General features: G+C 63.7%; 15 protein-coding genes. 1 reads left to right on the top strand and 14 read right to left on the bottom strand.

The window, feature by feature from the left end; translation table 11 throughout:
* Positions 1-19: 19 nt before the first annotated feature.
* From KRX51_RS01280 to KRX51_RS01235, 10 genes are all read right to left on the bottom strand, one after another.
* Positions 20-640, bottom strand: coding sequence for a histidine phosphatase family protein (locus KRX51_RS01280; protein WP_218361153.1), 621 nt, complete (start codon positions 638-640; stop codon positions 20-22).
* Entirely contained in the window at positions 637-1971 is a 1335-nt protein-coding gene (hemL, locus tag KRX51_RS01275; RefSeq protein WP_218361152.1) for a glutamate-1-semialdehyde 2,1-aminomutase, read from the bottom strand. The genes KRX51_RS01280 and hemL overlap by 4 nt, the downstream gene beginning before the upstream one ends.
* Positions 1959-4592, bottom strand: a complete 2634-nt coding sequence (locus KRX51_RS01270) for a cation-translocating P-type ATPase (protein ID WP_218361151.1) — start codon at positions 4590-4592, stop codon at positions 1959-1961. Before KRX51_RS01270 ends, hemL begins: the two co-directional genes overlap by 13 nt.
* A 4-nt stretch (positions 4593-4596) precedes the next feature.
* Positions 4597-4983 (bottom strand): hypothetical protein, encoded by a 387-nt coding sequence (locus KRX51_RS01265; RefSeq protein WP_218361150.1) that lies wholly within the window; start codon positions 4981-4983, stop codon positions 4597-4599.
* Complete coding sequence (locus KRX51_RS01260; protein ID WP_218361149.1) at positions 4980-5579, bottom strand: hypothetical protein; 600 nt, start codon at positions 5577-5579, stop codon at positions 4980-4982. Before KRX51_RS01260 ends, KRX51_RS01265 begins: the two co-directional genes overlap by 4 nt.
* Entirely contained in the window at positions 5579-6604 is a 1026-nt protein-coding gene (gene hemB / locus KRX51_RS01255; RefSeq protein ID WP_218361148.1) for a porphobilinogen synthase, read from the bottom strand. Before hemB ends, KRX51_RS01260 begins: the two co-directional genes overlap by 1 nt.
* A gap of 20 nt (positions 6605-6624) precedes the next feature.
* Complete coding sequence (locus KRX51_RS01250) at positions 6625-8289, bottom strand: uroporphyrinogen-III synthase (protein ID WP_218361147.1); 1665 nt, start codon at positions 8287-8289, stop codon at positions 6625-6627.
* Between the two features lie 79 nt (positions 8290-8368).
* On the bottom strand, positions 8369-9307 hold the full coding sequence (hemC, locus tag KRX51_RS01245; protein ID WP_370624964.1) for a hydroxymethylbilane synthase: 939 nt from the start codon (positions 9305-9307) through the stop codon (positions 8369-8371).
* Positions 9300-10772 carry a glutamyl-tRNA reductase gene (locus tag KRX51_RS01240; RefSeq protein WP_255549335.1) on the bottom strand — a complete coding sequence of 491 codons (1473 nt, stop codon included), beginning with the start codon at positions 10770-10772 and terminating at the stop codon, positions 9300-9302. Before KRX51_RS01240 ends, hemC begins: the two co-directional genes overlap by 8 nt.
* A gap of 95 nt (positions 10773-10867) precedes the next feature.
* Positions 10868-11107, bottom strand: a complete 240-nt coding sequence (locus tag KRX51_RS01235; protein ID WP_218361145.1) for a glutaredoxin family protein — start codon at positions 11105-11107, stop codon at positions 10868-10870.
* Between the two features lie 196 nt (positions 11108-11303).
* Here KRX51_RS01235 and KRX51_RS01230 point away from each other — a divergent pair, with 196 nt between their 5' ends.
* Positions 11304-12371: an HAD family hydrolase gene (locus tag KRX51_RS01230; RefSeq protein ID WP_370624963.1), complete on the top strand. Its 1068-nt coding sequence runs from the start codon at positions 11304-11306 to the stop codon at positions 12369-12371.
* Here KRX51_RS01230 and KRX51_RS01225 read toward each other — a convergent pair.
* The 4 genes from KRX51_RS01225 to proC form a co-directional block, all read right to left on the bottom strand.
* Positions 12368-13411: a 1-acyl-sn-glycerol-3-phosphate acyltransferase gene (locus KRX51_RS01225; RefSeq protein ID WP_218361143.1), complete on the bottom strand. Its 1044-nt coding sequence runs from the start codon at positions 13409-13411 to the stop codon at positions 12368-12370. The two genes, KRX51_RS01230 and KRX51_RS01225, sit on opposite strands and share 4 nt — an antisense overlap.
* Positions 13412-13508: 97 nt before the next feature.
* Positions 13509-13610, bottom strand: coding sequence for a 30S ribosomal protein bS22 (locus KRX51_RS01220; RefSeq protein WP_003855542.1), 102 nt, complete (start codon positions 13608-13610; stop codon positions 13509-13511).
* A 221-nt stretch (positions 13611-13831) separates the two neighbouring features.
* Positions 13832-14023 carry a helix-turn-helix domain-containing protein gene (locus KRX51_RS01215; RefSeq protein ID WP_218361142.1) on the bottom strand — a complete coding sequence of 64 codons (192 nt, stop codon included), beginning with the start codon at positions 14021-14023 and terminating at the stop codon, positions 13832-13834.
* Between the two features lie 199 nt (positions 14024-14222).
* On the bottom strand, positions 14223-15038 hold the full coding sequence (gene proC, locus KRX51_RS01210; RefSeq protein ID WP_218361141.1) for a pyrroline-5-carboxylate reductase: 816 nt from the start codon (positions 15036-15038) through the stop codon (positions 14223-14225).
* Between the last annotated feature and the right edge of the window lie 20 nt (positions 15039-15058).

The following is a 15058-nucleotide window of genomic DNA, read 5'->3' as shown; positions in this document are numbered from 1 at the left end:
GACAGCAGGCCGGTGGTGCCTAAATATTCGCGGCGGGTTCGGCGTAGCGCACGCCGATGATGTTCTCGCCTTGGAAGATCAGCGAGGTTACCGAAGCCAGCTCGCATTGCCTATTAGCGGGGTTATGCGCCAACGGTAATTCCCGGGCCCGGCGGGCGGCGGCGACGACGCAGAGCTGGTGGGTCACCAGGATCGCTTCGTGGCCTTCGGCGGCGGCGCGGGCCTCGGCGATGACCTCGAAGATACGGTCCGCGATATCGGTATAGGGCTCGCCCCAACTGGGGATGGAGGGTTTACGCAACCGCGGCCAATACTTCGGGTTCCACAACTGGGAGCGCAGGCCCTTAATCCGCATCCCCTCGAAACTATTGCCTGCTTCGATGAGCTTGTCGCGGACCTGCGGTTCCAGGCCCACGACCTGACTGATCGGGGCGGCGGTTTCCCGGGTGCGCTCCAGTGGGGAGCAGTACAAGGCGGTGACGTCGTGGTTGGCGAAGGACTCAGCGGTTTTATGGGCCTGGTCGACACCACGGCTGGATAGGTGGTAGTCCGGCAAGCGTCCGTAGAGGATCTTGTCCGGGTTGTGGACCTCACCGTGGCGCACCAGATGTACGACGGTGCGCGGGGAATGAACGCTCACTTGTCCTCCGGGGTTGCGGCTGCGGCGGCTGCGGCGGCGTGCTGGGCCGCGCGTTCGATAATGGCAAAGTCATCATCGCTGAGTGCGGAGGAAACGAACCAGGTCTCGAATGCGCTCGGCGGGGCGTAGACACCGCCCTGCAGCAGGGCGTGGAAGAACGCCGGGTAGCGGAAGGTGTCCGCGGCCTGCATATCTGCGAAATTGTGTCCCTGGCCTTCGGCGAAGCGCACCGACAGCATCGTCGCGGCGCGCTGCATGTGGTGGGCCACTCCGGCCTTATTCAGCGCACTATCGAGAATATCGGCCAGTCGGTCCGCGTTGGCGGTGACCTTGTCGTAGACCTCGTCGGTAGCTGCACGCAGGCTGGCCAGGCCAGCGGCCACGGCCACAGGATTGCCGGACAGTGTCCCTGCCTGGTAGACGGGTCCTTCGGGGGCGAGATACGCCATGATTTCGGCCTTGCCGCCGAAGGCTGCTGCGGGCAAACCACCGGAGACGACCTTGCCGAAGGTGGTGAGGTCACCGGCGACACCGTCGACACCCCACCAGCCGGAGCGGGAGGTACGGAAACCAGTCATGACCTCGTCGATAATCAGCAGCGCGCCATGCTCATGGGCGATCTCACGCAGGGCGGCATTAAAACCGGGCTTCGGGGCGACAGTGCCCATATTGCCCGCAGCTGCCTCGGTAATAATGCAGGCAATTTCTCCTTCATTGGCGGCGAAGGCTTCCCGAACCGCAGCAAGGTCGTTATAGGGCACCACGATGGTGTCGGCTGCGCTCGCGCCGGTAACACCCGGCGAATCCGGCAGGCTGAACGTCGCCACACCGGAACCAGCGGAGGCTAATAGGGCGTCAACATGGCCGTGGTAGCAGCCAGCGAATTTCACGATCTTGGCTCGGCCGGTGTAGCCGCGGGCCAGGCGCACCGCGGACATGGTGGCCTCGGTACCAGAGTTGACCAGGCGGACCTGGTCGACGGAGGTGCGGCCAATAATCTCCTCGGCGAGTTCGACCTCACCGGAGGTGGGAGTACCAAAAGACAGGCCGCGGGTGGCAGCTTCGGTCACCGCGGCGACCACATCGGGGTGGGCGTGGCCCATCAGCATGGGCCCCCAGGAGCTGACTAAGTCGACGTAGTTATTGCCGTCAACGTCGGTAAGCCGGGAGCCTTTAGCGGAGGCGATGAAGCGTGGGGTGCCGCCGACGGAGTGGAAGGCACGCACCGGCGAGTTCACGCCGCCGGGGGTTGCCTCGTGGGCGCGGCGGAACCACGCGGCGGAGGCTTCGGTGGGTTGCTGGTCGTTCGCGGTGAAAGTCACGACCCCCATGGTAGGGAAGGCCCGGACAACGGGGCCAACCGACGCCGCTGCATCCAGCGTGAACGCCACTCAATCCAGAGTCCGGCAGCCACCATCGATACCGCCGCCATCAACGGCGGCAACAGCCCGCATACCGACGCCACCAGCGCCACCACGTTATAAATCCAGGCGATGAGGATATTGGAATCCATCGTGGCGCGGATCTTGCGGGCCAACACAATTGCCTGCGGCACACTGCACACAGTCTTGCGCAGCGACACCACATCGGTGCTGTTGAGGTCGCGGGTTGCCGCCGAATCGTCATCATCCATCAGCAGCCCAATATCGGCCACCCGCAGTGAATCGGACACATCAGCGCCGCCGACCATGACGACAGTCTCACCACCGGAACGAATAGTGCGCACCGCACCGGCCTTCTGGGAGGGCACCACACCAGCCATGACACGGGAAATACCCAGCCGGTCCGCCAGCCGGCGGGCCACCGGATAAGCATCACGGGTGATCATGATGGTGTCCACACCCATTGCTTCAAGCTCATCGACGGCGTCGACAGCGTCGGGTTTGACCTCCTGGGCCACGGTGATGACACCCCGGGTCTTGCCGCGCCAGGACACCACCAGCGGCGTGCCACCGGATAGGGCAGCTACTGCGGTGCGCTCATCGAGGGCGGTGAGGTCACGGGGACGCCAAATGCTGGCTTCTACCGTGCGCAGGTCCACCGAACCGTCGGCATGCTGGACGGGAATATCCACCTGGCCGGTAAAGGAACCACTATCGGTGATGGTGGCCTGCCGGATCTCAATCCAGTGCGGGATGCCATCGCTGGTGGAATCCGCATCGCGGGCCTGGCGGCAAGCCTTCACAATCGCCATCGAGGTGGGGTGATCTGATTCCATCACCAACGCGCCAGCAACACGCAACACCAATTCGGGGTTCTCCCCGGGCGCCGGGGCGATGGTGACCACATGCATTTCGCCCTCAGTCAGCGTGCCGACGCGGTTGAACATCACCGCATTAGCCTCCGCCAGGGTGCGTACTGTCTCCGCATTACGCAGCAGGATGCCTTCATGCGCACCGGCGAGGATGCCCAGGCGCAGCACGATGGAGGTAGACATAGCCAGGGCCACCGGGGCCACACACGCCAGGGTCGATAGCGCCACCGAGAACGCACCGCCGGGGGTCCCGGTGATAAGCCACCACACACCGAAAGCAACCACGGCCAGGCCCAGCGCGACGGGCACCAGGGTGGAGGCGGCGCGCACCGCGGTCTGGTGCGCGGCGTCTTCTTCGCGGATAGCGCGGCGCACCCAGCGCAGCAGCATCGCCGCGCGGGTCTTCGAGCCAGTGCGGTGGACACGGATTTTCAGTGTGGCCCCGTGGTTGACGCTGCCGGCCCACACCTTGGAACCGACCTTGACTTCCTCCGGTTCCGGGGAGCCGCCGACGAGGGAAGCATCCACCGGGGACGAACCACCGATAACAGCGCCGTCGACGGGGATGATCTGCCCGGGTGGGACCAGCAGGTCCTCGCCGATATTGAGTTCGGAAATGGTGACCCGGCGCTTGCGGGGCTTAGCGCTGGGGCCGGATTTACGGACCACGGTGACAACCCGATCCGAGGGAATCCGCAGTGCCCGAATCAGCGCGCCGGAACGCACCCGGTTATAGCGGGTGAGCAGGCGGCCACCGAGCAGCAGCACGGTCACCCCGCAGGCCACGTCGAAGAACAGTTCGCCAGATATTGAGCGGTCGTAGTTAAAGGCGAACCAGGTGGGTTCATTATGGAAGCCGAAATGGCGTGCGTCGGTGAATACCAACTGCCCCATCGACCACAACCATGCGCCCAGGATGGCAACTGCGGAGGCCTCATCCAGGGCCGACATATTGCGCCGTAGCGCACCGACCATGGCGCGGTGGAACGGCCACGCACCCCAGAGCACAACCACCGTGGACAGCCCGGCGACCACGAATTGCCAACCGTCGAATTGCCACTTTGAGTACAACGACAGTGCGATAACAGGGATGGTCAGAATCAGCGACACAATGAAGCGCAGCCGGGTGACCAGCTCGCGGGCGGTGAAGAGCACCTCTCCCCCACCGGAGGCTTCCCGCAGCGCCGCTTCCTGACGCCGGGTGCGGTCGGCGGCGAGCTGCTGGGCGGCGGCGGGTACCGCAGGCCGACGGCGCGGTTTGGTATCTAGTCGGGTGGCGCGCCGACGCAGCGAGGACCGGGTCAGGTAGGCGGTGAGGCCTTGTTCATCGAGAACGTCGATGAGCTGATCGGGGGTGACGACGTCGGGGGCGGTAATCCAGGCCCGCCCGGTGTCGTAGACAACAGTGGCGGTGACCCCAGGGATTTCCTGAAGGGCTTCTTCGGCCGCGGCGGCGTCCATGGCTTCGGTCATACCGGTGACGACCATGCCGAAGGAAGTACGGGAGGTGCCGAAACGTCGGGCGAGGCGTTCCTGCGCTGACTCGTCCTCGCTGTCTCTGCGGGGCGAGCGGATTTTGCGGGCGGCTGCTTTGGCCTCGGCGATGGCGACGCTGACGCGCTCGTCGATGCGTTCTAGCTCTTCGACGCGCGCATCAAGTTCGCGTTCACCTTTGGTTTTTTCAGTACTTGTTCCCATTGGCTTAATTCCGGTACGGGGAGCGCATGTAGTTATAGAGCGTCACTGAGCCCATGGTCATCAGGACGAAGGGCACCGCAGCCCACGGTTGCACCGCGCGGGTGATCATGCCAAAAGCGGTGACCACAATAACCACGGCAAGGGCGGTGAGAATGACCATGCGGCGGGCCTTGGTGGTGTCCGCATTCGGGATGGCGGCAACAATGACGAAGCCGACGATGAGCCCCACGATGCCGACAATCAGGATGTCTTGGGCGGTGCGGGCCGGGGCGCTGGAGCGGTCGAGGGTCAATAACGCCGCACCGACGGCAACCTGGGCGAGCGCACCGATCATCAGCAGCCAGTACCAGGATGGCCGGGCGGGGCTGTGCGCCTGCGGGGGTTTCGTCATTTTTCGGAGTCCTTCTGCGCGGAGTCCTTCTGCGCGGTGTCCTTCTGCGCGGCGGCGGTTTTCGGGGTGTCTTTGGGCTTCAATGGGCCGGTACACCACTGCTGGGACTGCTTGGCAGAGGCCAGGACAAGACCTGCGGCGGCGGCACATGCGGAGGCGACGGTGAGGGCACTTTCGGCGTAGCGCAACCACACCGGCCCGCCGGTGCCGGTATCGGCACCGAGCAACAGCATGAGCGTGTTGAAGATGAGGTAGAAGCTGGCGCCGATGAGCACAATGCGCGCCCAGTTCGCGCCTCGGTTGACCATGGTGGTCAGCCACGCGAAAACACCTGCGACGATGGCGATGAACAGGAACTGGAAAACCGCCCCGGTTTGGGCAACCATCACCAGGTCGGCGCTGTCTAGTGCCCCGATGGAGTCATTCATCCATGGGGTTTGCGAGACGTTGTCCATGAGGTGACCAGGGTCGATGAATATTAAGACCGAGGTGACGATAGCGGCCACGGTCTGTAGCGCGCAGGTGGCCAGCCAGGCTTGGCGGGCGCCGACGATTTGTTCTGGCGGGTGGGTGGTTGCCTTATTCGGAGTGGTCACTACTGCTGTTCTCCAAGTCGTCGAGCAATGTCTACCGCAGCATAGGTCAGCACCTGGTCGGCGCCGGCGCGGCGGATAGACAGGATGGCTTCCATCATTGCGGCGTCGCGGTCGATCCAGCCGCGTTCCCCGGCGGCGTGGATCATGGCGTATTCACCGGAGACTTGGTAGGCGGCCACCGGCACCGGGGATGCGTCTGCGACTTCGCGCAGCACATCAAGGTATGCCATGGCCGGTTTGACCATCACAAAGTCCGCGCCTTCATTGATGTCCAGCTCGACTTCGAGCAGGGCTTCACGTCGGTTAGCGCTGTCCTGCTGGTAGGTGCGGCGGTCACCTTCGAGGGAACTTCCGACGGCTTCGCGGAATGGCCCGTAGAAGGCGGAGGCGTATTTCGCGGAGTAGGCCATGATGGCCACGTCCTGGTGCCCGGCGGCGTCGAGGGCGGCGCGGATGGCGGCGATCTGGCCATCCATCATTCCTGAGGGGCTGATGATGTGGGCGCCTGCTTCGGCCTGGGCTACTGCCATTTCCTGGTAGCGCACCAGGGTGGCGTCATTATCGACGATGGTTTCACCGCGGTCGTTGGTTACTAGCACGCCGCAGTGGCCGTGGTCGGTGAACTCATCCAGGCAGGTATCGGCCATAATCAGCACGTCATTGCCGAATTCGGCGCGCAGTGCGGCGATAGCGCGGTTGAGGATTCCGTTCGGGTCGCTCGCGCCGCTGCCGACGCCGTCTTTATCTGCGGCGCGGGGCACACCGAATAGGTCCACGCAGGCGATTCCGACGCTGATGGCTTCGCGGACCGCTTCGATGAGGGAGGCCTCGGTGTGCTGCACGACCCCAGGCAGCGAGCTGATCGGCGCCGGCTGGTCAATGCCGTCGGCGACGAACATCGGCAGGATGAGCTGCGCTGGGGTGATGGTGGTCTCGGCGACCATGCGGCGCATCACCGGGGTGGTACGCAGCCGACGAGGGCGACGTACTGGGGTTGGTACAGGCTGTGCGGCGGACTGACTCATGCCCACCACGATACGGCCCACTACTTGTTTGCCGCTTTGCGACGTCGCTTCTTCCGCGGCGGAGGCAGCTGACCGGCCGCCCGCAGCTGTGCCACGTGCTCGGCCAAGGCGTCGACCAAATCCGGCACCGTGGCGCGTTCGGGCTGCACATCCACGCGCAGCCCGTACTCGCGGGCGGTGGCCGCAGCCATCGGCCCGATGCAGGCGATGATGGTGCGCGCATGTGGCTTACCGGCGATGCCGACGAGGTTCTTCACCGTTGAGGAGGAGGTGAAGCACACGGCGTCGAAACCGCCTGTTTTGATCATGTCGCGAATATCAGCGCTGGGCGGGGCGGCGCGCACGGTGCGGTAAGCGGTGACGTCATCAACTTCCCAACCGAGGTCCACAAGACCGTCGACGAGCACATCGGTGCCGATATCGGCCCGCGGCAGCAGCACCCGGTTGACCGGGTCCATGCCCTCGATGAATTCGGGGAATACGTCAACAATGCCTGCGGCATTCTGGCGGGTTTCGTCGGGAAGCAACTCCGGCACAATTCCGAGTTCCCTAATGGCTTCAGCGGTCTTATTGCCCACCGCAGCGATGCGGATACCGGCGAAACCGCGGGCGTCCAGACCAAATTCGGTGAGTTTGTCCCACACGGCGTGCACCGCATTGACAGAAGTGAACACAACCCACTGGTAGGAGCCGTCAATGAGGCCCTTAATGGCGCGCTCCATCTGGGCGGGGCTACGCGGCGGCTCAATGGAGATTGTCGGCACTTCTACCGGGATGGCGCCGTGGGCGGCCAGGCGGGCGCTCATCGGGCCGGCCTGGGCCTTAGCGCGCGGCACCAGCACATTCCAGCTGTACAGGGCCCGGTTTTCCCACCAGGAATACTTCGAACGGTCATCGACGCCCTTGCCCAAGGTGACTACCAGCGGGCCGGTGAGATCCCCGTCGAGCTGGGCGAGCGTGCCCAGGGTGACGTCGTAGGTGCGCTGCAGCCGGGTGGTGCCGTGCACGGTGACCGAGGCCGGCAGGTTCTTCGACAACCCACGCGAGGACAGCTCACCGACGATAGCGCCGAGGTCATCAGCAACGGCCTGCAGCACCAGCGGCTGCGGGGCGCTGGCCAGTTCATCCCAGTCCAGGTCAGCGCGGGCAAGATCGGTTTCGGTGTAGGTCGACCCCAGGGCGATGCCGGCGAACGCTGGCACTGTGGACGGCACGGACATGCCGGGCACGATCTGGAATTCCACACCGCTGCGGGCAACAGCATTGATCTCGGCGAGCACATCGTCATTGGTGAGCGGATTGCCCGCAACGAGACGGATCACATCGTGGCCCGCTTGTGCCTCGGCAACCATCGCCGCGCACATCTCATCTGCGGTTTCTAGTGGTTGACGCAGTTCCGCAGCGGTCGGCTTCGGTGGGCGCGGGGGTTTGCGTCGGGCACCAGAGGCCTTGGCTTCTTCACAGAGGCGCTCGTATTCCTGCTCGGCGGCGTCGAGTTTAGCGGCCGGGACAGGAAGTTCGGCTGCTACAAGCCCGCGCACACCACTGAGGACCGCCTCGTCGATATAGGCGATCGCGGTATGTTCGAGGACCTCACGGGCACGCAGGGTGAGCAAGTCCGGGTTGCCCGGACCAGCGCCGACGAACAGGATGCGCCCTGCGGGCGTGGTGCGGTCGGTGCTCATAAACAGTGTCGACTTCTCTTCTCGGGGAAACTAGGTCAAAGGTGGGCGGTGTCGCGCCCACGAAAATCGGCAGCGCCGGTCAGCGCAGTGTGTCGCCCATGACCTCATGGGCGCCTGCCTCAAGCAGACGTTGACCAATGAGAGTACCCAGTTGAACGGGTTCAAGGACATTTCCGGTAGCGGTGCGCACGATACCGGCTGTGCCGTCAATCGCGAAGACGCCGGCGGTCAACACCAATTCATCGCCCCCATTTACGTGTGCATAGGCACCCACCGGGGCAGTGCAACCAGCCTGCAAAACTTCCAGAACCTGCCGTTCGGCCACAGCTCGCGCATGGGAGTGCGGATCATCTAATTCGGCAACGGCAGCAACCAATTCCGAATCGCTGCTCCGGCACTCCACAGCCAACGCGCCCTGGGCGGGGGCGGGCATAACATCACTGATAGCGAGGCTTTCCGCCGCCCGGTTAAGACGGCCGGTGCGCTCTAAACCAGCGCGGGCGAGCACTACCGCATCCAGATCTTCATGGACCCGGTTCATGCGGGTGTCGATATTGCCGCGCACTGGGCGCAGGTCCAGGTCCGGGCGGATAGCAAGCAGCTGGGAGACCCGGCGCGGCGCGGAGGTACCCACCGCGGCACCGTCGGGAAGCTCTCGGAGGGTGGCGTTATTGCGCGAAACCAATACTTCGCGGGCATCGACACGCGGGGGTACCGCGGCGATGGTGAGATCGGCTTCGCCAGCCGTGGGCAAGTCCTTAAAGCTGTGTACCGCAACGTCGCAATCACCATTGCGCAAAGCCAAACGCAGCGCCTGGGTGAACACACCGACGCCGATCTTCTGCACCGGATCATTGCGGTTATGGTCGCCAGCGGTTTTGATAATCACCAATTCGGCGGGGTGCCCGTTGGCGATAAGGGCATCGCGCACGTGCCCGGCCTGGGTCATTGCCAGTTCCGAGCCGCGGGTGCCGATACGAATAGTGCGCTGTGCGTCCGTTTCGCGCGAATCAGACACGGTAGCCTCCGGCCTCTGGTCGAGTGATGCTGTCATTGGGCAGCAACAATTCTCCCATACGGCCGGTGACCATGAGATCCGCTGGAATATCGGTGTCGCTATGCAGCCCCGCAGCAGTGTCGAGCGGAAGGTCAAACAGGCGCTGCAAGGCGGCGGCATACGACGGGCCGCCAGGGCTGGCGGAAAGCTTCTTGACCTGCACGGTCGGCACATGCAGCAGCTTGTCGACAACACGGTTGACAGCGCGGGTGACTTCCGCGCGTTCGCGGTCGCTGAGATCCGGGGTTTTGGTCTCGAGGCGACTCAGCTCAGCGGCGACGACCTCACCGGCCCGCTGGCGCAACGCCTTGACCGTGGGGGCGACTTCCATTGCCCGCTGGGCGTTGAGATAAGCGCTGAGTTCCTCGGAAACAATAGCGCGGGCGGCGGCCTCATCGTCCTGGTCTAGCTCGTCGAGAGACTGCAGCTGCAGGTGCTCGATATCGAACAGGGAGACACCGGGGATCTCGGCGACACCATCGGAGACATCACGCGGCATAGACAGGTCCACCACAGCCAGCGGGCGGGTGCCCCGGACAGTCATGACGGCTTCGACCTGCTCCCGGGAGACCACAGGGCCAACTGAGCCAGTAGCAGAAATCAGGATATCTGCGTCGGCAAGCGCGCTGACATAATCGGCCAGGGCAATACCTTCGGCAGCCACACCGGCCTCAATGGCGTGCTCAGCAAGGGTCTGGGCGCGGTTGACGGTGCGGTTGGCGATGGTGATCTTGTCGATACCGCAGCGGCCCAGATGGGTTGCGGCCAATGAACTCATCGCCCCGGCGCCGAGGACAACCGCATTACGGCCGTTCAGGGCGTCGCAGGCATCGGGCTCAGTGCCGGTCTGCAGGGTGCGGATAGCGTCGGTAAGCGCCACCGACACCATCGAGGTGCCGGCCTCATCAATACCGGTTTCGGTGTGTACCCGCTTACCGGTGCGCAGTGCCCGCTGCGCAAGATCGTGGATAGCGGAACCGGCGGTGCCGCATTCATCAGCTTCGGTGTAGGCGGCGCGAATCTGGCCGATAATCTGCTGCTCGCCCAGGACCATCGATTCCAGGCCACTGGCGACGGCGAAGAGATGCTCGGCGGCACCCTCGGCGTAGCGGATGTAGAGGTACGGGCTGATGTCGTCCATCTCGTAGCCGGTGCGGTCAATGATCTCGCCCATGACGGCGGCCAGACCTGCGTGGAAACCGGTACAGGTGACGTAGTACTCGACGCGGTTACATGTGGCCACGAGCATGGCCTCATTAATGGCGTCTTCGCTAATCAACCGATTGAGGGTAGCGGGACGCTCGGTCCCACCAACAGTAACCCGTTCAAGGACGGGCACGGGCGCAGACCGATGAGACATACCCACGAGTAACACACTCACGGAGCAAACCACCGCTATCCGTTTTCTCTTACGCCCGGCCGGCATCTATGCCGGGCTCACTTGTGGCCATAAGGCTAACCCGCCGCTAACGCCGGAACAAACGAGGCAAAACTACGGTGTCCAGGTCAGGTAACCCTGACTTAGCACTGTTCAAGGGCCTCATAGAGCTCGTCATCATCAAGCTCCCAGCACGCGATTTCCTCATCATCGACCAGTACCACCGGCACCCGATCGCCGAATTCAGTCGCCAGGGACGGGTCGGAATCAACGTCGGTAAGCACAAACTCGGCGCCGCATTCAACTGCGATCGGTTCAGCCTGGGCGGCAACGCGCACACATGAGCCGCATCCTTGCCGAGTAAGCACTGTCACAGTGGGCATGTGGGGCGCTCTCCTTGCCGATTTGGTGCTGTTTGGTGCTGTTTGGTGCTGTTCGGTGCCCGGGGCACCTGCCTGCGTGCGCTCGTATTCTACGCCGCAGCGCCGCTATTGCCCGCGGCACTCGGTGCGCTGCACGACGTTTTGTCCCACCGAGGCATACGATATGGGGCGCATTACCTCCGGGAAAGGAATCCACGTGCACCAAGCCCACCACGGCCGCGAGCAGCTCTTTAGCGGTGACCCGCTGGCCGACCTTCTGCCATCACAGGGCGCAGTGCGTAATTTCTTGGAAAACGTCGCGCTCAAACCCCTAGGGCCGGAATCGCAGCGCGCCGCTGGTGAAGCTGCCGCACTCAGCGCCCTAGCCCAGCAATACGACGTCAATTACGAAGAGCTCGTCTCTGGCTTCCGCTCAGTAGCTGGCGCCTCAGCGGCGGCGAGCAGTACAGGCAATTTCGTCGACCCCGGCGACCCCGACCTGCCCCGCGATGAGGGCGCGGCGGCGTTTTTCGACGTGGACAACACCATGATTCAGGGCGCCTCCATTGTGTCCTTTGGTTTTGGCCTCGCCAAGCGCGGCATGTTCCCGCCAACGGATATCGCCACCATGTTCTGGAAGCAGCTGAAATTCCGGGTCAGTGGTTCGGAAAACGCCGACGATGTTGCCGAAGGCCGCGAACAGGCGCTGGAGTTCATCAAAGGCCTGCGTGTTGCCGATGTTGTCGAGATGGCTGAAGAAATCTTCGACCAGTCGATGCATGACCGTATTTATGAAGGCACCCGAGAGCTGGCGGAAATGCACCTACAGGCCGGCCAAGAAGTGTGGCTGGTCACCGCTACCCCGGTGCAGCTCGCCCAGATCATCGCCAACCGGTACGGGTTCACCGGGGCGCTCGGCACAGTCGCCGAAGTCGATGACGAAGGGATGTTCACCGGCCGGCTGGTGGGCGATATTTTGCACGGGCCTGGCAAAAAGCACGCGGTAGCAGCACTGGCGGCCTACCGGGACTTAGATTTGGCGCGCTGCACCGCGTATTCAGATTCGGCCAATGATGTGCCGATGTTGTCGATGGTGGGCACTGCTGTGGCCGTCAACCCGGACCACCGGCTGCGTGCTGTTGCCAAGGCCCACGACTGGCCGGTGCGTGAATACCGGCCGCTGCGCCGGATCACCCAGAAAGCGCGCACCCCGAAGGGGGCCATTGCGTCGCTGGGGTTGGCCGCTGCTGCCGGCGCCGGGATTATTTTAGCTTCCCGACGCTAGTAAAACGCGCTGCGCCGGGTGCGTAGCCGGCTGAGCAACTGATTGTGGATCTGGCCGCGCACATCGTCGGCAAGCCCTAACACCGAGACTGGGTCAGTGGCGAGCTGCTCGCCGGTGAGTTCCTCGGCAGCTTCGACAGGTTCCATGATCTCCGCGCGGTACTGCGCCGCCCATTGGCGGGCGTCGACTGGCTCGAGGAAATCAATCGTCCACTTCGATGGCAATGGCACCAAACCCAGTGGCCCAAGCCACGGGAAAAACGGTGTGGTGGGCAGATAGGGAATGCCGAGGTCTTTAGCTGCCGAGCGGGCAACGTCGGCAAGCATTTCGGTGAGCGCTTCCCGACGTTTGCGCCCTTCCGCGCCGAGGAAAAACACCGGTAGTTCACTGATCGGGCCGCGGGCGCCGGTGCCGATCATGTCAGTCAGGCCGTAGACGAGGTCTGCGAGGGCCTCGTCGAAGGATGCGGCGCCTTCGGACTGGCCGCCGGTGGTGCGGGCCGCGTTATTGCCGATGGTCGCCGGGCCGCGCAGCAACGAACCCAGCTGGGGGTAGATCTCCTCGGCGCCGGTGATCGCCACCGGGACGATGGGTACGTCGTGGCGTAAGGCCAGCGCCGCGAAACCGCCGCGGCCGAAGCGCTGCAGTTCATAGCGCTGCGAGTAGGGCTTGCCGAGTCCGCGGTAGCCCTCGGGGAAATCGCTGACCAGCCAACCGCCGCGTAAGAGGGAATGCGCGGCAGCGGGGTCAGCGCGTACTGCACCGATAGTGCGGGCGATATCGGAGATACCTGGCATGGTCCAGGCGACGTCTCCGGCGAGTACCCGACTCCAGCGGCCGCTGGCGCGGTAGACGGCGGTCTGCACCATGAATGCGTCGATGGGCAGATTGCCGGAGTGGTTCGACACCAGCAGGCCCGCAGTACCTTTGGGGAGATTGTCGGTGCCGGTGACATCCACGCGGAACCAGGAGTCGTAGAGCGGCGCAAGCGCGGGCAGCCACACTGACTCCACGAAGTCCATGTCGAGGCCTTCGGTCATGATGCAGAGGATACCTGGTTGTGCGGATACGGCTCGGCCCGCGCTGCGCCCCAGGTAATTGGGGTGCGGCGCGGGCCGGTTGAGCGCGTCGGCGTGTTTACTTGCCGAGCTTACGACGCTGCACGCGGGTGCGGCGGAGCATCTTGCGGTGCTTCTTCTTGGACATACGCTTACGACGCTTCTTGATGACAGAACCCATTGGCTCGTCCTCGCTTCCTATGTGCTGTACATGCGGGCAACTGGCGCCCCCGATGACTGCGGATATCGCCGTCACCGGTGGCAGCCGAGGCTACGTTGGCCACTCGACTGTCAGTTAATGGGCCAATCATAGCTGCACCGCCCACACACCGAAAAAATTGGGTGCGGACGGAGGGCGTCGCACGTTTGCGCAACGCCGGGCAGAACAGAGGGGCCGCGTGGTTATCCTGCGCGGAAGGAGGAGGGCTTGAGGTATTCCTCAACTGCAGTCTCGTGCACGCGGAAAGACCGACCCACGCGCACTGCTGGCAACTCTCCGGAGTGTACAAGCCGGTAGACGGTCATCTTGGAGACGCGCATGATCTCCGCGACCTCCGCAACCGTCAAGAACGTTCCGTTTTCGCTGTTCGCCATTTATCTGAATCCCTTCAACGCACGCTCCGCGCCGCAGGCTTCCCCTCCTGCGGTGGTGAAACACGCGCGTGCTTCCATCACCCTACCGTTAACAGTGGGGCAATTGCGATATAAGGGGAAAAAGAGAGCAAAGTTATCCATGTCACCGAAGACACGAAAGTAGTCTCATGTGACGCGCAGCGCGTGGCTAAGCAGGCCCCTACTCGACCTGGCCAAGCTCGACTGACCGGTCATGACAGGCCTGCATCGCCGCGTAGACCGCACCCCGCAGCCCATGCTCATCCAAAGCGCGAGTGGCCGCGACAGTAGTACCCCCAGGTGAGGAAACATTCGCGCGCAACTGCACCGGGTCAACGCCCTCAGCGGCAAGCATCTCTGCGGCACCGGCCATAGTTTCCACAGCAAGGCGCTGGGCCTGGTCCCGACTAAGCCCCAGGCTCACCCCGCCATCACACATGGCCTCAATGAACTGGAAAAAGTACGCCGGGCCGGAACCGGAAATAGCGGTGACCGCATCCATCTGGGCTTCGGTGACCTTCTCGACCACACCGACCTTGCTGAGCAACTCGGCAACCATGTCGAGGACCTCAGCACTGGCGAAACGGCCCGGCGCGATGGCGCTGACGCCGCGCCCGACGAGCATTGGCGTATTGGGCATCACACGCACCACCGGAGTGCCGGCGGCCATGATGTGCTCGAGGGTCTCCAGAGTCAGTCCTGCGGCCATAGAGACCACCACAGGGTCGCCCTCAGCTTCATCGAGCGGGGCGGCGATGGATTCCAGCGCAGCACTGACATCATGCGGCTTGACGCAGATGAAAACCACATCGGCCTTTTCAGCTGCGGTGGGGGCGTCCTGGGACGCGGTGACGCCATACTGCTCGCCGAGTTCTTCAGCGCGGCCAGGCAGTGCGTCAGCGACGTGGATTCGATTCGGGGGCACATCGCCATCGATCAGGCCACCAATGAGGGCCGTGCCGATCTTGCCGCCACCAATTACTGCAATGCGTGTCATGGGGGCCAATAGTGCCAAAC

Source organism: Corynebacterium sp. TAE3-ERU12 (genome assembly GCF_019209905.1).
GTDB lineage: Bacteria > Actinomycetota > Actinomycetes > Mycobacteriales > Mycobacteriaceae > Corynebacterium.
This window is presented reverse-complemented; position numbering and strand designations above follow the sequence as displayed.